We start from the raw sequence: 16,551 nt of genomic DNA on the forward strand, positions 1-16,551 counted from the left end.
TACATGCACGCTTTGCAAGCCAAGATCCTCGACCCACGCATCGGCACGCAATTCCCGCTGCCGCAATACGCCACTCCGGGCTCCGCCGGCCTCGACCTGCGCGCGATGCTGGAACAGGACATTGTGATCAAACCGGGTGAAACCGTGCTGATTCCCACCGGCCTCTCGGTGTACATCGGCGACCCGAACCTCGCTGCACTGATCCTGCCGCGCTCGGGCATGGGCCACAAACATGGCATCGTCCTGGGCAACCTGGTCGGCCTGATCGACTCCGATTATCAAGGCCCGCTGATGGTGTCCTGCTGGAACCGTGGCCAGAGCGATTTCACCATGACCGTCGGCGAACGTCTGGCGCAACTGGTCCTGGTACCGGTGGTGCAGGCGCACTTCGAAATGGTTGAAGAGTTTGTCGAGACCGAGCGCGGCACCGGCGGTTTCGGCCACACCGGCACCCAGTAGCGCAGAAACACTACTGTGGCGAGGGAGCTCGCTCCCGCTGGGCTGCGCAGCAGACCCAAAATCTTGTGGGCGCTGCGCACCCAAGCGGGAGCAAGCTCCCTCGCCACAAATTTTGTGCAATGGATGGCGCACGGTTAAGCGCGGAATATCAAGGTTTTGCTGGCCGCAAGCCACGCCAGCCGAGGTGTCATGGCCCTTTCATACCACGAACTCTCTGTGGAAAACGCCGTCATACCCTTCAGTTTGAGCCTGCCGTCGAACGTTTCGCCGGTCTGTCCCGCCCTTTCGAGATGGAGCATTTCCGCAGATGAGCACCCCCGCCAAGATCGCCCCGAAGCTGCCTGACAGCATTTTCCGCGCCTACGACATTCGCGGCACCGTGCCGGAATACCTCAACGGTGAAACCGCTTACTGGATCGGCCGCGCCATCGGCTCGCAGAGCCTGGCCCAGGGCGAGCCGAACGTGTCGGTCGGTCGTGACGGCCGCCTGTCCGGCCCGGAGCTGGTCGCGGAACTGATCCGCGGGATCGCCGAAAGCGGTTGCCACGTCAGCGATGTCGGCCTGGTGCCGACGCCGGCGCTGTACTACGCCGCCAATGTGCTGGCCGGCAAGTCCGGGGTCATGCTGACCGGCAGCCACAACCCGTCGAACTACAACGGCTTCAAGATCGTGATCGCCGGCGACACCCTCGCCAACGAGCAGATCCAGGTGCTGCACGAGCGCATCAAGAACAATGACCTGAGCACCGGCCAGGGCAGCGTCACCCAAGTTGAAATCCTCGACCGCTACAACACCGAAATCGTCCAGGACATCAAACTGGCCCGCCGCCTGAAAGTCGTGGTCGACTGCGGCAACGGCGCGGCCGGCGTGATTGCTCCACAACTGATCGAAGCGCTGAATTGCGAAGTGATCCCGCTGTTCTGCGAAGTCGACGGCAACTTCCCGAATCACCATCCGGACCCGGGCAAGCCTGAGAACCTCGTCGACCTGATTGCCAAGGTCAAGGAAACCAACGCCGATATCGGCCTGGCCTTCGACGGCGACGGCGACCGCGTCGGCGTAGTGACCAATACCGGCAGCATCGTCTACCCGGATCGCCTGCTGATGCTGTTCGCCCGCGATGTGGTGGCACGCAATCCGGACGCGGAAATCATCTTCGACGTCAAATGCACCCGTCGCCTGGTGCCGCTGATCAAGGAATACGGCGGTCGGCCGCTAATGTGGAAGACCGGTCACTCGTTGATCAAAAAGAAAATGAAACAATCCGGCGCGCTGCTGGCCGGTGAAATGAGCGGGCACATCTTCTTCAAGGAGCGCTGGTTCGGTTTCGACGACGGCATCTACAGCGCCGCACGTCTGCTGGAGATCCTCAGCAAGGAAAAATCCACCGCGGAAGAGTTGTTTGCCACCTTCCCGAACGATATTTCCACGCCGGAAATCAATATCCATGTGACCGAAGAGAGCAAATTCAGCATCATTGATGCACTGCACGATGCTCAGTGGGGCGAAGGCGCCGACCTGACCACCATCGACGGCGTGCGGGTCGATTACGCCAAAGGCTGGGGCCTGGTGCGCGCCTCCAACACCACACCGGTGCTGGTACTGCGTTTCGAGGCCGATGACGAAGCTGAATTGCAGCGCATCAAGGATGTGTTCCACACCCAACTGAAACGCGTTGCACCTGATCTCCAACTACCGTTCTGATCCACCCGGAGCCCTGAATGACCCTCGAACGCGAAGCCGCCGCCAACACTGCCAAGGTCCTGTCCGAAGCGCTGCCTTATATCCGACGCTATGTCGGCAAGACCCTGGTAATCAAATACGGCGGCAACGCGATGGAAAGCGAGGAGCTGAAAACCGGCTTCGCCCGCGACATCGTGCTGATGAAAGCCGTGGGCATCAACCCTGTGGTCGTGCACGGCGGTGGTCCGCAGATCGGTGATCTGCTCAAGCGCCTGTCGATCGAGAGTCATTTTGTCGACGGCATGCGCGTCACCGACGCGGCGACCATGGACGTGGTGGAAATGGTGTTGGGCGGTCAGGTCAACAAAAGCATCGTCAACCTGATCAACCGCCACGGCGGCAGCGCCATCGGCCTGACCGGTAAAGACGCCGGGCTGATTCGCGCGAAGAAGCTCACTGTTACCCGCCAGACCCCGGAGATGACCCAGCCGGAAATCATCGACATCGGTCATGTCGGCGAAGTGGTCGGGATCAACACCGAGCTGCTGAACCTGCTGGTCAAAGGCAACTTCATCCCGGTGATCGCGCCGATCGGCGTGGGTGAAAACGGCGAGTCGTACAACATCAACGCCGACCTGGTGGCCGGTAAAGTCGCCGAAGCCCTGAAAGCCGAGAAGCTGATGCTGCTGACCAACATCGCCGGCCTGATGGATAAATCGGGCACCGTGTTGACCGGCCTGAGCACGCAGCAGGTCGACGACCTGATCGCCGACGGCACGATCTACGGCGGCATGCTGCCGAAGATCCGCTGCGCACTGGAAGCGGTTCAGGGCGGCGTCGGCAGCTCGCTGATCATCGACGGTCGCGTACCGAATGCGATCCTGCTGGAAATCTTCACCGACACCGGCGTGGGCACGCTGATCAGCAATCGCAAGCGTCCATAAGCGCCAGCGCCAACAAAAAGACCCCGCTCAGTCTGACTGAGCGGGGTCTTTTTATTGCCTGCAACTTTGGTGACATACCCTCTTTTGTGGCGAGGGAGCTTGCTCCCGCTGGTCTGCGTAGCGCCCCGGAAGGCGGGTGAGCGCTGCGCACTCAAGCGGGAGCAAGCTCCCTCGCCACACAAGCTCATACCACAGTTCAGACGCCGAACTGGGCGCGGTACGCTTCCACGGCCGGCAAGTGCTGCTTGAGCTGCGGATCGTCGGCGAGGAACTCCAGCACCTGATTCAGCGAAACAATGCTGATCACCGGGATACCAAAATCGCGCTCCACTTCCTGGATCGCCGACAGCTCGCCGTTGCCACGCTCCTGACGGTTCAGAGCGATCAGCACGCCGGCGGCCTTCGCGCCATCCTGGGAGGCGATGATCTGCATCACTTCACGGATGGCGGTACCGGCGGTGATCACGTCATCGATGATCAATACGTCACCGGTCAGCGGCGCGCCGACCAGGCTGCCGCCTTCGCCGTGGGCCTTGGCCTCTTTGCGGTTGAAGCACCATGGCAAGTCACGCCCATGATGTTCGGCCAGCGCAACGGCAGTGGTCGCTGCCAGCGGGATGCCTTTGTAGGCGGGGCCAAACAGAACGTCGAAAGAGATACCGCTTTCGGCGATGGCAGCGGCGTAGAAACGCCCCAGTTGCGCCAGGGCCGAACCCGAGTTGAACAGGCCGGCGTTGAAGAAGTAGGGACTGGTGCGTCCGGACTTCAGGGTGAACTCACCGAAGCGCAAAACCCCGCGATCGATGGCAAAACGAATGAAATCGCGCTGATACGCTTGCATGAAAAAACCCCAAATACCACGGATTTAGCTAATTAGCTTGACGCCGTGTATCATACACGCACGCGATTTTTGGGGCCATTTATGCGGATCATCAGTGTGAACGTCAATGGTATTCAGGCTGCAGTCGAGCGTGGTTTGCTCAGTTGGCTGCAAGCACAGAATGCCGACGTCATCTGTCTGCAGGACACCCGTGCCTCCGCCTTTGAACTGGATGACCCAGCCTTCCAACTGGATGGCTACTTCCTTTATGCCTGCGATGCTGAAGTCCCTGCCCAAGGTGGCGTGGCTTTGTATTCGCGGTTGCAACCGAAGGCTGTCATCAGCGGTCTCGGTTTCGAGACGGCCGACCGCTACGGGCGCTACCTGCAAGCAGATTTCGACAAAGTCAGTATTGCCACCTTGCTGCTTCCCTCGGGGATGAACGGCGATGAGGACTTGAACCAGAAGTTCAAGCTCATGGACGATTTCGGCAAGTACCTGGACAAGCAGCGACGCAAACGTCGCGAGTACATTTATTGTGGCTCGCTGTATGTGGCGCAGCAGAAGCTCGACATCAAGAACTGGCGCGACAGCCAGCAATCTCCAGGCTTCCTGGCGCCGGAACGCGCCTGGATGGACGAGATTGTCGGCAACATGGGCTATGTCGATGCCCTGCGCGAAGTCAGCCGTGAAGGCGACCAGTACAGCTGGTGGCCGGACAACGAACAGGCCGAGATGCTCAATCTGGGTTGGCGCTTTGACTACCAGATTCTGACACCTGGCCTGCGGCGCTTTGTGCGCAGCGCACGCCTGCCGCGTCAGCCTCGGTTCTCGCAGCATGCGCCGCTGATCGTCGACTACGACTGGACGCTGACCATCTAAGTCGTATCGCAGCCATTAAAAAAGCCCGCACCGTAAGATGCGGGCTTTTTCATGCGCCTCGTACTAGACGGCGGCAAAAAATGGCAAGGTCAGATAAAGCTTGATCACGATAACGTTGATGATGTCGATGAAAAAGGCGCCCACCATCGGCACCACCAGAAACGCGATCTGCGACGGCCCATAGCGCTGCGTCACTGCTTGCATGTTGGCAATGGCCGTCGGCGTGGCACCCAGACCGAAGCCGCAATGCCCCGCAGCGAGCACGGCGGCATCGTAGTTACCGCCCATCACCCGGAACGTTACGAAAATCGCGAACAGCGCCATGACCAGCGCCTGCACGGCCAGAATAATGAAGATCGGCAATGCCAGCGCCGCCAGATCCCACAACTTCAGCGACATCAGAGCGATCGCCAGAAACAGCGAGAGGCTGACATTGCCCAGCACAGAGACTTCACGTTCGAATACCTGATACAAGCCAAGCGCTGATAGCCCGTTACGCAACACCACGCCTACAAACAGAACACAGACAAAGGTCGGCAATTCGAAGACAGTACCGTGAAGCAAGCCATTCAACAGGTTGCCCGCGAGCAGGCTGACGGCAATCAGCGCCAGCGTTTCAACGAAGGAAAAGGGCGTGATCGAACGTTCCTTGTTCGGCTGCTCAAAACCTCTTGGTAGTCGCGGCACTTGTTGCGGACTGCAACCCGGCACTTGCACGCGCTTGATCAGCAACCTGGCAACGGGCCCACCGATGAGACCCCCCAGGACAAGACCGAACGTCGCCGAGGCCAGCGCCAGTTCCGAAGCCGAGGCCAAGCCATATTTCTCGCTGAATACCGTGCCCCATGCAGCGCCGGTACCGTGGCCGCCGGCAAGCGTGATCGAGCCCGTCAGCAAGCCCATCAACGGATCGAGCCCGAGCAGGGTTGCCAAGCCGATTCCCATGGCGTTCTGCACCACCAGCAATCCAATGACCGCCAGCAGGAAGACCCCGACAATCCGGCCGCCCTTTTTCAGACTGGCAAGGTCCGCACTCAATCCAATCGTGGCGAAGAAAGCCAACATCAACGGTGTTTGCAAGGACGTATCAAAGCGCACCTCAATATCAAAGGTGCGCAATATCAACAGAAGCAAGGCAACCACCAGGCCACCCGCTACCGGTTCAGGAATATTGTAACTTCGCAAAAAGCCAACACGCGTAACAAGTCCGCGCCCGAGCAGTAATACCAAAGAAGCGGCCACGAGCGTGCCGTAAAAATCGAGCTGAATCATGTGGATTATTCTTTGCTGAATATTCACGAGGCGAGCGTTTACCTGAGCTCGACTGGTGAATTGGCTGATTGTCTCAACACTGATTTCCGGGAAATTCAATAACCGTCGATGGCTTGAACATATCGAAATGTTTCAATCGAAACATTGCACGAACAACTTTAACAACCCTCTCACGCTAATAACAAGGACAGGTATAAGCACTTGCTCGCTCAGTTGTGACCAAAGGTGTAATGGCGAAACATGGATTAATAATTAGCAAACCGCACATCGCCAAGAGATTATTCCTACAACAAAAAAACAATTATTCAGTTGCACAAACAAAAATGCCCCGACAAGTCAGGGGCATTTTAATATTACAAATCAGCGGACCGTTACTTGATCAATCGCCAAGTGAACGGATATCGGTAAGGAAAACCTTCGTTGGCTTTGACACCTGCAATAATCGTCAGAACCAAAGCAGCAATCGCGAGCAAACCAAACAGGAAGAAACCAATGATCAAAAGCATGAGCAGGAAGCAGATCATCGAAGCAATCGCGACAGTGATCTGAAAATTCAGCGCTTCTTTGCCCTGCGCATCGATGAACGGATCTTTCTCGCGCTTCATCTGCCACAGAATCAAGGGTCCGATCAGATTGCCGAACGGAATCCAGATCCCCAGCAAGGCGGACAAGTGACAAAACATCGCCCACTGGCGAACCTCTTGGCTCGGCTTGGGCAGTAACTCTTGCTCATCACTCATCGCACTCTCCTTGTAGACGTGAAAACTGCTCAGTCAGCCAGCGCCGCCTTTTGCAGTTCAAAGATCTCGTTCATGCCTTTTTTCGCCAGCTCCAGCATCGCGTTCAAGTCTTCCGGCTGGAACGGCGCACCTTCAGCGGTGCCCTGTACTTCGATGAAACCACCAGTGCTGGTCATCACCACGTTGAGATCGGTCTCGGCAGCGGAGTCTTCCAGGTAATCCAGATCCAGTACGGCTTCGCCCTGGTACATGCCGACCGATACCGCGCCAATCATTTGCTTGAGCGGGTCGCCGCCTTTAAGGCCGCCGCGCTTCTTGATCACTTTCAAGGCATCAACCAGCGCAACCATGGCGCCGGTGATGGACGCGGTGCGGGTGCCGCCATCCGCCTGGATCACGTCGCAATCGACGTACAGGGTCACGTCGCCGAGCTTCGACATGTCCAGCGCCGCTCGCAGCGAACGGCCGATCAGGCGCTGGATTTCCAGCGTGCGGCCGCCCTGCTTGCCACGGCTCGCTTCGCGCTGGTTACGTTCGCCAGTGGCGCGCGGCAGCATGCCGTACTCGGCAGTCAACCAGCCCTGACCCTGGCCTTTGAGGAAGCGCGGCACGCCGTTTTCGACGCTGACGGTGCAGATGACTTTGGTATCACCGAATTCGACCAGTACGGATCCCTCGGCGTGTTTGGTGTAGTTGCGGGTGATGCGGATCGAGCGGAGCTGATCGGCAACGCGACCACTTGGACGTTTCATAGGGACACCTGTACTGAGGACGGAAAACTGCCAAGCATTATAGAGCGCTGCACCGCGCCTGGGCACTTGTTAAAAACGCTGGCCGACGGCCGAAGGCCCTGAGTCGCGCATAACCGACGGGCTGCAGCGCTTTGTCACACCGTGTGTTTGGGCGCATTCGCCGCACTGCGCTACAATCCTGCGCCTTTGCTGCCAGTCGGCTTAAATTCACTGAAATCGCGCCTGCGGAACACCCTGCTGCGCCGATCTGCATTGCGAGGTCACCGCCATGGTGCACAGCATGACCGCCTTCGCCCGCGTCGAGAAAGCCGGCGCTCAGGGCACCCTGAGCTGGGAACTGCGCTCGGTCAACAGCCGCTATCTGGAACCGCACCTGCGCTTGCCGGAGTCGTTTCGCGACCTCGAAGGCTCGGTACGTGAAGCGCTGCGCCAGGGGCTGTCGCGGGGCAAACTGGAGTGCACGCTGCGCTTCACCGAAGAAAGCACCGGCAAAACCCTGCAAGTCGATCGCGAGCGCGCCGCGCAACTGGTCGCCGCCGCGGAAACCGTCGCCGGGCTGATCAGCAATCCCGCCGCACTGAATCCGCTCGAAGTGCTGGCCTGGCCCGGCGTGCTGGTGGGCGATGCGACTGACCCGCAGGCATTGAACGCCGACGCGCTGGCCCTGTTCAATCAAGGCCTCAGTGAGTTGAAGGCCGGCCGCGAGCGCGAAGGCGCGGAGCTGGCACGGCTGATCAATGAGCGCCTGACCTCCATCGAAGCGGACGTCGTGACGCTGCGCGAACTGGTGCCGCAGATGCTTGCCACCCAGCGCCAGAAAGTCCTCGACCGCTTCGCCGACATGAAGGCCGAGCTCGATCCGCAGCGCCTGGAACAGGAAATGGTCATGCTCGCGCAAAAGAGCGACGTGGCCGAAGAACTGGATCGCCTGAGCACCCACATCATCGAAGTTCGCCGGGTGCTCAAATCCGGCGGTGCGGCCGGGCGACGCCTGGACTTCCTGATGCAGGAGCTCAATCGCGAAGCCAACACCCTGGGCTCCAAGGCCTTCGACCCGCGCAGCACCCAAGCCGCCGTCAACCTCAAAGTGTTGATCGAGCAGATGCGCGAACAAGTGCAGAATATTGAGTAAGGCTACCCTGACATGAACCACCACACCGGCACCCTGTACATCATTTCCGCGCCATCGGGCGCGGGCAAAAGCAGTCTGGTCAAAGCGTTGACCGACGCCAATCCAGAGATCCGCGTTTCGGTCTCGCATACCACCCGCGCCATGCGTCCGGGCGAAGTGGACGGCGTGAACTACCACTTCGTGACCCGCGAAGAGTTCGTGAAAATGGGCGAGCACGGTGATTTCCTTGAGCGCGCCGAAGTCTTCGGCAACTTCTACGGCACCTCGCAGAGCCGCCTGCAACAGACGCTGGACGAAGGCCACGACCTGATTCTGGAAATCGACTGGCAAGGCGCCGAGCAAGTGCGCAAGCTGATGCCGCAGGCGCGCTCGATCTTTATCCTGCCGCCGTCGCTTCAAGCCCTGCACCAGCGCCTGACCAACCGCGGCCAGGACAGCGACGAGATCATCGACGGCCGGATGCGCGAAGCCGTCAGCGAGATGAGTCATTATGTCGATTACGACTACCTGATCATCAACGACGATTTCGCCCACGCGCTCGACGACCTGAAGGCGATTTTCCGCGCCAATCAGCTGCAACAGAAACGCCAGCAGGTACGTTTCGGCAAATTGCTGGCCGAATTGCTCGGTTAAAACAGCACTTCCCAAAATGCCTGCAAGCGCTTTACATTGGTGCTTGCAGCGCGTTGAAGGGCTTGGTCAAAAAATCAGCGCTTCCCTAATCGCTGGTGATTTTTTAAACTGCTCAGTCCGCTCGCCCAACCGGGCAGCGCGCATATTGCATTCGCTCCGAGGAATACCATGGCCCGCGTAACCGTTGAAGACTGCCTAGAACACGTGGAAAACCGCTTTGAGCTGGTCATGCTCTCTACCAAGCGTGCCCGTCAACTGGCCACCGGCGGCAAAGAGCCATTGGTCCAGTGGGAAAACGACAAGCCGACCGTTGTCGCGCTGCGTGAAATTGCTGAAGGCCTGATGAGCTACGAGTTCATCGCCGAGCAGGAAATCGCCCAGGATGAACCGCTGTTCGCAGCGTTCGAGGACGAGTCGAACGAGGCCGTCTAAGCCTATGCCTGGTCGACGTAGCACGGCGCGGGGTCAAAGCTTTCGGCAGGAATCATCATGCCGAGCATAGACGCCCTCGCCGATCGCTTATCGACCTACCTCGGCAACGACCAGGTCAACCTGGTCCGCCGAGCGTACTTCTACGCCGAACAAGCCCATGACGGTCAACGCCGTCGCAGCGGCGAGGCGTACGTCACGCACCCTCTTGCCGTGGCAAATATTCTTGCCGACATGCACATGGACCATCAGAGCCTGATGGCCGCGATGCTGCATGACGTGATCGAAGACACCGGGATTGCCAAAGAAGCGCTGCAGGCGCAGTTCGGTGAAACCGTGGCCGAACTGGTCGATGGGGTCAGCAAACTGACTCAAATGAACTTCGAGACCAAGGCCGAAGCCCAGGCGGAAAACTTCCAGAAAATGGCCATGGCCATGGCACGCGACATCCGCGTGATCCTGGTCAAGCTCGCCGACCGCCTGCACAACATGCGCACGCTGGAAGTGCTGTCCGGCGAAAAACGCCGGCGCATCGCCAAGGAAACCCTCGAAATCTACGCGCCCATTGCCAACCGCTTGGGCATGCACGCGATCCGCATCGAGTTCGAAGACCTCGGCTTCAAGGCCATGCACCCGATGCGTTCTGCGCGGATTTACCAGGCGGTCAAGCGCGCCCGGGGCAACCGCAAGGAAATCGTCAACAAGATCGAAGAATCCCTCGGCCATTGCCTCGCCATCGACGGCATCCAGGGCGAAGTCAGCGGTCGGCAGAAACACCTCTACGGCATCTACAAGAAAATGCGCGGCAAGCGTCGGGCCTTCAACGAAATCATGGACGTCTACGCGTTCCGGATCATCGTCGACAAGGTCGATACCTGCTACCGCGTTCTGGGTGCTGTACATAATTTGTACAAACCGTTGCCGGGGCGCTTCAAGGATTACATCGCGATTCCCAAGGCCAACGGCTATCAGTCGCTGCACACCACGCTGTTCGGCATGCACGGTGTACCGATCGAGATCCAGATCCGCACCCGTGAAATGGAAGAAATGGCCAACAACGGCATCGCCGCCCATTGGCTGTACAAATCCAGCGGCGACGAGCAGCCCAAAGGCACTCACGCCCGCGCCCGGCAATGGGTCAAAGGCGTGCTGGAAATGCAGCAACGTGCCGGCAACTCGCTGGAATTCATCGAGAGCGTGAAGATCGACCTGTTCCCGGACGAGGTCTATGTGTTCACGCCAAAGGGCCGGATCATGGAGCTGCCGAAAGGCTCCACGGCGGTCGACTTTGCCTACGCCGTACACACCGACGTCGGCAACAGCTGCATCGCCTGCCGGATCAATCGCCGCCTCGCACCGCTGTCCGAACCGCTGCAAAGCGGCTCAACGGTGGAGATCGTCAGCGCCCCGGGCGCACGGCCGAACCCGGCATGGCTCAACTTCGTGGTCACCGGCAAGGCGCGTACGCACATTCGCCACGCACTGAAACTTCAGCGCCGCTCGGAGTCCATCAGCCTCGGCGAACGCCTGCTGAACAAGGTCCTCAACGGTTTCGACAGCGCTCTGGAGCAGATCCCGGCCGAACGCGTCAAAGCGATGCTCACCGAATACCGCCTCGAACTGATCGAAGACTTGCTCGAAGACATTGGCCTGGGCAATCGCATGGCTTACGTGGTCGCCCGGCGCCTGCTCGGCGAAGGCGAGCAACTGCCAAGTCCGGAAGGCCCGCTGGCGATTCGCGGCACTGAAGGTCTGGTGCTCAGTTACGCCAAATGCTGTACGCCGATCCCGGGCGACCCGATTGTCGGTCACCTGTCGGCGGGCAAAGGCATGGTCGTGCACCTGGACAACTGCCGCAACATCAGTGAAATCCGGCACAACCCGGAAAAATGCATCCAGCTCTCGTGGGCCAAGGATGTCACCGGCGAATTCAACGTCGAACTGCGCGTCGAACTGGAGCACCAGCGCGGCCTGATCGCCCTGCTGGCCAGCAGCGTCAACGCCGCCGACGGCAATATCGAGAAAATCAGCATGGACGAACGCGATGGCCGCATCAGCGTCGTGCAGTTGGTGGTCAGCGTCCACGACCGTGTGCACCTGGCTCGCGTGATCAAGAAGTTGCGCGCCCTGACAGGAGTGATCCGCATCACTCGCATGCGTGCATAACTCAAACCTAACAAGGAGTCCTACATGACCAAGACTGTTATCACCAGCGACAAGGCCCCGGCCGCCATCGGCACTTACTCCCAGGCGATCAAGGCAGGCAACACCGTGTACATGTCGGGGCAGATTCCTCTGGACCCAAAGACCATGGAACTGGTTGAAGGCTTCGAAGCCCAGACTGTCCAGGTGTTCGAGAACCTCAAGGCCGTGGCCGAAGCCGCTGGCGGTTCGTTCAAGGACATCGTCAAACTGAACATCTTCCTCACCGATCTGAGCCACTTTGCCAAGGTCAACGAGATCATGGGCAAGTACTTCGGCCAGCCCTACCCTGCTCGCGCCGCCATTGGCGTGGCTGCCCTGCCGAAGGGTGCGCAGGTTGAAATGGATGCCATTCTGGTCATCGAGTGATGCGCACGGCGCGGCCTTCAACCGTCGCGCCGACTGCTGCAAGAAAAGGTTTTGAAAGGATTCCACCATGCGCAAAGCGCTAGCTCTCTCGCTGCTCGCCCTCTTCCTTGGCGGCTGCGCCAGCGACCCTGCCGACCGTGACATCAGCGGCACCTGGATCAACCAGGTGGCGATCGATGCCGCTGCCAAGGGCGGCCCCCTGCGCGAAGCGCTGCAGGCCTACGGCCCGAACCTGGAGTGGGACGTCAACACCAAGGCCGGTCAGGCCCGCTACACCAACGGTTTTGAAAACGTCGAAGGACGGCTGCTGGGCGAACATTCCGGCGCCTGGAAAGTCGATTTTTACGGCAGCTCTGCCAGCGAATTGAAACGCGACGGCAACCACCTGCAGCAAGCCGCCAGCGACAACGAACCGGAACAGCTGTTCGACCGCGCACAGATCCCGGTACCGGAAGGCGCGCCGATCGGTGCCAGTTTCGAACGAGCGCTGTACTCGGCGTATCTGGGCGGCAACTGGACCATCGCCAGCGGTCAGGGCGAAGGCGGCACCGTACAGTTCCAGGCCGACGGGCAAGTGACCGGCCTGCCGGGCGCGGATCGGTATGCCTTGTGCCTGGCCGGTGACTGCGCGTCGATGAGCAATGGCAACGACAGCATGTGGCTGCAGCTCAATGGTCAGGGCAATAACTGGATCTTTGTGCGCAAGGGCAAGGAGCTGGAAATCCTGCAAGCAGTCAATACCGCGCTGGCGGATGAGCAGCCGCAGTTTGCGGCGGGTGAGCGCAAGTGGTTGCTGGAGAAGCAGTAACCGTCTCTGAATTCGCAGAAATCCCCCTGTAGGAGTGAGCCTGCTCGCGATAGCGGTGTATCAGACACATCGATATTGACTGATACACCGCTATCGCGAGCAGGCTCACTCCTACAGGGGTTTTGCGAGGCCAGAAAGTCAGCAGCGACCTTCAAGAATCGCTGCGTAACCTTCCCGGTAACTCGGATACTTCGGAGTCCACCCCAATGCTTTCGCCCGCGCATTGCTGCAGCGCTTGCTGCCGGTGCGCCGTACGCTGGCGTCTTCCGCCCATTCAGTCACGCCCAGATACTCGCGCAACCAGCCCACCACCTCAGCCAACGGCGCCGGCGCATCGTCGACACCGATGTAGAATTGATCAAGCGCCACACCCTGCCGATCTTTCTCCAGCAGAAACGCCAGCAACCCCGCCGCGTCATCGGCATGAATCCGATTGCCATACAGGGGCGGCTCGACCGCCACGCGATAACCGCGACGCACTTGGGTCAGCAGCCATTCGCGGCCCGGGCCGTAGATACCGGTCAGACGCAACACGCTCGCCGGGATGCCGCTGTTGAGCGCGACCTGCTCGGCCTCGAGCATCAAACGCCCCGAATAACCGGCCGCGACGGTCTCGGAGGTCTCATCGACCCACACGCCGTCCTGCTGGCCGTACACACTGCTGCTAGAGACGAAGACCAGTCGCTCAGGCACTTGCCCATAGTCGCCCAGCCAACTCAGCACATTCTGCAAGCCTTGAACGTAAGCCTTGCGGTAGCCCTCTTCATCGTGATCGGTCGCCGCAGCGCAATAAACCACATGATCAACGGCGCCTACCGGCCAGGTCGCCGGGCATTCTTCGTTGAACAGGTCCCCGGCAACGCCGATCACACCCTCCGGCAGCCTGGAAACATCCCGGCGCAGGCCGTAAACGTCCCAACCGGCTGCCAGCAATTGCGTGGCCAGACGACTGCCGACATCACCACAACCGGCAATCAAAACAGAAGGCGCGGACATCAGAAAACTCCCATCAGAAAGGCACAGACTAGCGCTGGCGCAGGACGAACGGCTAGCGATCAAGGAAAAAAAGTTACTCTATTACTTTTGTTAACAAGAATTACTTGCAATAATGCACGCCACTTTTGTTCTCGGCCTCACGAGGCCTGGAAGAGCAATAACGTTTTTCAATCTCAGGTCCGGCCAGCATGACACGTAATCAAACTCCCGCTTCGCCAACCACTCGACCTCGCGCCTGGAGCGCTGTCGCGGCTCTGTTGCTCAGCCTGATGCTGGCACCGACCGCTGCTTTCGCCGACGCCCAGGCACCCGCCACCCCAGCCGCCACCGAACAGAGCGCACCGGCTGCCGCTCCGGCTGCACCGGCGGCCACCGATCCGGTGCAGGCTGTCGATGCGGCAGACGCACCTGAAGTCCTTGAAGCCGACAACACCTTGGGTATGGCCCACGACCTGTCGCCATGGGGCATGTACCAGAACGCCGACATCATCGTGAAAATCGTGATGATTGGTCTGGCCATCGCCTCGATCATCACCTGGACTATCTGGATCGCCAAAGGCTTCGAGCTGATGGGTGCCAAGCGCCGTCTGCGTGGCGAAATCGCCGCACTGAAAAAAGCCACCACCCTCAAGGAAGCCAGCGCCACCGCTGGTAAAGAAGGCACCCTCGCCAACCTGCTGGTGCACGACGCGCTCGAAGAAATGCGCCTGTCGGTCAACAGCCGCGAAAAGGAAGGCATCAAGGAACGCGTCAGCTTCCGCCTCGAGCGCCTCGTCGCTGCCTGCGGTCGCAACATGAGCAGCGGCACCGGCGTCCTCGCTACCATCGGCTCCACCGCGCCGTTCGTCGGTCTGTTCGGTACCGTATGGGGCATCATGAACTCCTTCATCGGCATTGCCAAAACCCAGACCACCAACCTTGCCGTCGTAGCGCCGGGTATCGCTGAGGCGTTGCTGGCCACTGCCCTGGGTCTGGTTGCAGCGATCCCTGCCGTGGTCATCTACAACGTCTTTGCCCGCTCCATCGCCGGTTACAAGGCGCAGGTGTCCGATGCCTCGGCAGAAGTCCTGCTGCTGGTCAGCCGCGACCTCGACCACCAGCCTGAGCGCAGCTCGCAGCCGCACATGGTTAAAGTGGGGTAATCGGCCATGGGCCTGCATTTGAAAGAAGGCGCAGACGACGATCTGGCCGAGAACCACGAAATCAACGTCACGCCGTTCATCGACGTGATGCTGGTGCTGTTGATCATCTTCATGGTGGCCGCACCGTTGGCCACTGTGGACATCAAGGTCGACCTGCCGGCCTCGACCGCCAAACCGGCGCCGCGGCCAGAAAAACCGGTGTTCCTCAGCGTCAAGGCTGATCAGCGTTTGTACATCGGTGACGACGAAGTGAAAGCCGAGACCCTTGGTGCAGTGCTCGACGCCAAAACCCAGGGCAAGAAAGACACCACCATCTTCTTCCAAGCCGACAAAGGCGTGGATTACGGTGATCTGATGAGTGTGATGGACAAATTGCGCTCGGCCGGTTACTTGAAGGTCGGTCTGGTCGGACTTGAGACGGCAGCCAAGAAATGATCACGACGCGCCATAAGCTGACGCGTTACAGCGGTAGCCTGGCCGTGGTGCTGGGCGTTCATGCGCTGGCCATCGCGCTGACGCTGAACTGGACCAGCCGCCCGCCCATCGAGTTGCCCCCACAGGCAATGATGGTCGAGCTGGCTCCGGTGCCTGCCCCGCCACCGCCGGCTCCGCCGAAAGTCGTCACACCGCCGCAGCCACCGGCTCCGGTTGAAGAATTGCCGATTCCGAAACTGGCCGAAGCACCAAAAGCGGAAATCGCGGTACCGAAACCCAAGCCGAAGCCCAAGCCCAAACCGCCGAAGCCAGTGGAGAAGAAGCAGCCCGAGCCGCCGAAGGAGAAGCCTTCCGAAGAGAAACCGGCCGACACCCAGCCGACCCAGGCACCCACGGAGAAATCCGCCCAGCCTGCGCCGGGTCCGTCGCCAGCACAATTGGCGGCCAAGGCCAGTTGGCAAGGCACCCTGCTCGCGCATTTGGCCAAGTACAAGAAATACCCGGCCAGCGCTCAGGCACGGGGCAAGGAAGGCTTGAACCGTCTGCGCTTCGTGGTTGATGGCGAAGGTAATGTGCTGTCGTTCGAACTGGTAGGGCGCTCCGGCAACGCCGATCTGGACCGGGCGACCCTGGAAATGATCCGCCGCGCCCAACCGTTGCCCAAGCCACCGGCTGACATGCTGAACAACGGCTCGATCGAAATTGTTGCGCCGTTTGTTTATTCGCTCGAACGCCGCCGCTAAGCAACACCGCAATACCCTGTAGGAGTGAGCCCGCTCGCGATAGCGGTATGTCAGACGATGATTTTCTGCCTGATACACCGCAATCGCGAGCAGGCTCACTCCTACAAGG

At 59.8% G+C, this 16,551-nt stretch carries 17 protein-coding genes and 1 pseudogene; 13 read left to right on the forward strand and 5 right to left on the reverse strand.

Annotated elements, in window-relative coordinates:
- The first annotated feature begins 3 nt into the window (after nt 1-3).
- From dut to argB, 3 genes and pseudogenes are all read left to right on the forward strand, one after another.
- Complete coding sequence (gene dut, locus HU743_RS15540) at nt 4-459, forward strand: dUTP diphosphatase (RefSeq protein ID WP_186649557.1); 456 nt, start codon at nt 4-6, stop codon at nt 457-459.
- 301 nt (nt 460-760) lie between these two features.
- Nucleotides 761-2,164, forward strand: a pseudogene (locus HU743_RS15545) (phosphomannomutase/phosphoglucomutase); the annotation flags it as partial.
- Nucleotides 2,165-2,181: 17 nt separating this feature from the next.
- Nucleotides 2,182-3,087 (forward strand): acetylglutamate kinase, encoded by a 906-nt coding sequence (argB, locus tag HU743_RS15550; RefSeq protein ID WP_150593448.1) that lies wholly within the window; start codon nt 2,182-2,184, stop codon nt 3,085-3,087.
- 196 nt (nt 3,088-3,283) lie between these two features.
- Here the strand turns inward: argB and pyrE are convergent, their stop codons facing one another.
- Nucleotides 3,284-3,928, reverse strand: coding sequence for an orotate phosphoribosyltransferase (gene pyrE, locus HU743_RS15555; protein ID WP_008062842.1), 645 nt, complete (start codon nt 3,926-3,928; stop codon nt 3,284-3,286).
- A gap of 81 nt (nt 3,929-4,009) precedes the next feature.
- Between pyrE and HU743_RS15560 the strand changes: the two genes are divergently transcribed.
- Nucleotides 4,010-4,789 carry an exodeoxyribonuclease III gene (locus tag HU743_RS15560; RefSeq protein ID WP_007920349.1) on the forward strand — a complete coding sequence of 260 codons (780 nt, stop codon included), beginning with the start codon at nt 4,010-4,012 and terminating at the stop codon, nt 4,787-4,789.
- A 63-nt stretch (nt 4,790-4,852) separates the two neighbouring features.
- On the opposite strand, the gene gltS is transcribed toward HU743_RS15560, so the two are convergent.
- The 3 genes from gltS to rph form a co-directional block, all read right to left on the reverse strand.
- A complete protein-coding gene (gene gltS, locus HU743_RS15565) occupies nt 4,853-6,061 on the reverse strand; it encodes a sodium/glutamate symporter (protein WP_186649563.1) in 1,209 nt (402 codons plus the stop codon).
- 371 nt (nt 6,062-6,432) lie between these two features.
- Nucleotides 6,433-6,801, reverse strand: a complete 369-nt coding sequence (locus HU743_RS15570; protein ID WP_016772541.1) for a DUF4870 domain-containing protein — start codon at nt 6,799-6,801, stop codon at nt 6,433-6,435.
- A gap of 29 nt (nt 6,802-6,830) precedes the next feature.
- The gene (rph, locus tag HU743_RS15575) at nt 6,831-7,553 is read right to left on the reverse strand and encodes a ribonuclease PH (protein WP_122594509.1); all 723 of its coding nucleotides are present in this window, start codon (nt 7,551-7,553) and stop codon (nt 6,831-6,833) included.
- Between the two features lie 268 nt (nt 7,554-7,821).
- Here rph and HU743_RS15580 point away from each other — a divergent pair, with 268 nt between their 5' ends.
- The 6 genes from HU743_RS15580 (at nt 7,822) to HU743_RS15605 (ending at nt 13,126) form a co-directional block, all read left to right on the forward strand.
- Entirely contained in the window at nt 7,822-8,685 is an 864-nt protein-coding gene (locus tag HU743_RS15580; RefSeq protein ID WP_186630703.1) for a YicC/YloC family endoribonuclease, read from the forward strand.
- Between the two features lie 12 nt (nt 8,686-8,697).
- Complete coding sequence (gene gmk / locus HU743_RS15585; protein WP_186619262.1) at nt 8,698-9,318, forward strand: guanylate kinase; 621 nt, start codon at nt 8,698-8,700, stop codon at nt 9,316-9,318.
- Between the two features lie 168 nt (nt 9,319-9,486).
- Nucleotides 9,487-9,750, forward strand: a complete 264-nt coding sequence (gene rpoZ / locus HU743_RS15590) for a DNA-directed RNA polymerase subunit omega (protein ID WP_186649565.1) — start codon at nt 9,487-9,489, stop codon at nt 9,748-9,750.
- 57 nt (nt 9,751-9,807) lie between these two features.
- On the forward strand, nt 9,808-11,913 hold the full coding sequence (spoT, locus tag HU743_RS15595) for a bifunctional GTP diphosphokinase/guanosine-3',5'-bis pyrophosphate 3'-pyrophosphohydrolase (RefSeq protein ID WP_007954439.1): 2,106 nt from the start codon (nt 9,808-9,810) through the stop codon (nt 11,911-11,913).
- A 24-nt stretch (nt 11,914-11,937) separates the two neighbouring features.
- Entirely contained in the window at nt 11,938-12,318 is a 381-nt protein-coding gene (locus HU743_RS15600; protein ID WP_186649567.1) for a RidA family protein, read from the forward strand.
- A 67-nt stretch (nt 12,319-12,385) separates the two neighbouring features.
- A complete protein-coding gene (locus HU743_RS15605) occupies nt 12,386-13,126 on the forward strand; it encodes a hypothetical protein (protein ID WP_186649568.1) in 741 nt (246 codons plus the stop codon).
- A gap of 138 nt (nt 13,127-13,264) precedes the next feature.
- Here the strand turns inward: HU743_RS15605 and HU743_RS15610 are convergent, their stop codons facing one another.
- Nucleotides 13,265-14,122, reverse strand: a complete 858-nt coding sequence (locus tag HU743_RS15610; RefSeq protein WP_186649570.1) for an SDR family oxidoreductase — start codon at nt 14,120-14,122, stop codon at nt 13,265-13,267.
- A gap of 188 nt (nt 14,123-14,310) precedes the next feature.
- Between HU743_RS15610 and exbB the strand changes: the two genes are divergently transcribed.
- Genes exbB through HU743_RS15625 form a run of 3 tightly spaced genes read left to right on the forward strand, consistent with a single transcriptional unit; the run spans nt 14,311 to nt 16,442 of the window.
- On the forward strand, nt 14,311-15,264 hold the full coding sequence (gene exbB / locus HU743_RS15615; RefSeq protein WP_024014803.1) for a tonB-system energizer ExbB: 954 nt from the start codon (nt 14,311-14,313) through the stop codon (nt 15,262-15,264).
- A 6-nt stretch (nt 15,265-15,270) separates the two neighbouring features.
- Nucleotides 15,271-15,699, forward strand: a complete 429-nt coding sequence (exbD, locus tag HU743_RS15620) for a TonB system transport protein ExbD (protein ID WP_007920333.1) — start codon at nt 15,271-15,273, stop codon at nt 15,697-15,699.
- Nucleotides 15,696-16,442: an energy transducer TonB gene (locus HU743_RS15625; RefSeq protein WP_186649572.1), complete on the forward strand. Its 747-nt coding sequence runs from the start codon at nt 15,696-15,698 to the stop codon at nt 16,440-16,442. The genes exbD and HU743_RS15625 overlap by 4 nt, the downstream gene beginning before the upstream one ends.
- The last annotated feature ends 109 nt before the right edge of the window (nt 16,443-16,551 follow it).

The organism is Pseudomonas sp. SWRI99, from assembly GCF_014270125.1.
GTDB classification, from domain to species: domain Bacteria; phylum Pseudomonadota; class Gammaproteobacteria; order Pseudomonadales; family Pseudomonadaceae; genus Aquipseudomonas; species Aquipseudomonas hamedanensis.

Coding starts and splice junctions, on each gene's coding strand:
- exbD (WP_007920333.1), top strand. CDS start 15,271: ATGGGCCTGCATTTGAAAGAAGGCGCAGACGACGATCTGGCCGAGAAC.
- rpoZ (WP_186649565.1), top strand. CDS start 9,487: ATGGCCCGCGTAACCGTTGAAGACTGCCTAGAACACGTGGAAAACCGC.
- spoT (WP_007954439.1), top strand. CDS start 9,808: ATGCCGAGCATAGACGCCCTCGCCGATCGCTTATCGACCTACCTCGGC.
- gmk (WP_186619262.1), top strand. CDS start 8,698: ATGAACCACCACACCGGCACCCTGTACATCATTTCCGCGCCATCGGGC.
- exbB (WP_024014803.1), top strand. CDS start 14,311: ATGACACGTAATCAAACTCCCGCTTCGCCAACCACTCGACCTCGCGCC.
- pyrE (WP_008062842.1), bottom strand. CDS start 3,928: ATGCAAGCGTATCAGCGCGATTTCATTCGTTTTGCCATCGATCGCGGG.
- HU743_RS15560 (WP_007920349.1), top strand. CDS start 4,010: ATGCGGATCATCAGTGTGAACGTCAATGGTATTCAGGCTGCAGTCGAG.
- gltS (WP_186649563.1), bottom strand. CDS start 6,061: ATGATTCAGCTCGATTTTTACGGCACGCTCGTGGCCGCTTCTTTGGTA.
- argB (WP_150593448.1), top strand. CDS start 2,182: ATGACCCTCGAACGCGAAGCCGCCGCCAACACTGCCAAGGTCCTGTCC.
- HU743_RS15570 (WP_016772541.1), bottom strand. CDS start 6,801: ATGAGTGATGAGCAAGAGTTACTGCCCAAGCCGAGCCAAGAGGTTCGC.
- HU743_RS15600 (WP_186649567.1), top strand. CDS start 11,938: ATGACCAAGACTGTTATCACCAGCGACAAGGCCCCGGCCGCCATCGGC.
- HU743_RS15610 (WP_186649570.1), bottom strand. CDS start 14,122: ATGTCCGCGCCTTCTGTTTTGATTGCCGGTTGTGGTGATGTCGGCAGT.
- rph (WP_122594509.1), bottom strand. CDS start 7,553: ATGAAACGTCCAAGTGGTCGCGTTGCCGATCAGCTCCGCTCGATCCGC.
- HU743_RS15605 (WP_186649568.1), top strand. CDS start 12,386: ATGCGCAAAGCGCTAGCTCTCTCGCTGCTCGCCCTCTTCCTTGGCGGC.
- dut (WP_186649557.1), top strand. CDS start 4: ATGCACGCTTTGCAAGCCAAGATCCTCGACCCACGCATCGGCACGCAA.
- HU743_RS15625 (WP_186649572.1), top strand. CDS start 15,696: ATGATCACGACGCGCCATAAGCTGACGCGTTACAGCGGTAGCCTGGCC.
- HU743_RS15580 (WP_186630703.1), top strand. CDS start 7,822: ATGGTGCACAGCATGACCGCCTTCGCCCGCGTCGAGAAAGCCGGCGCT.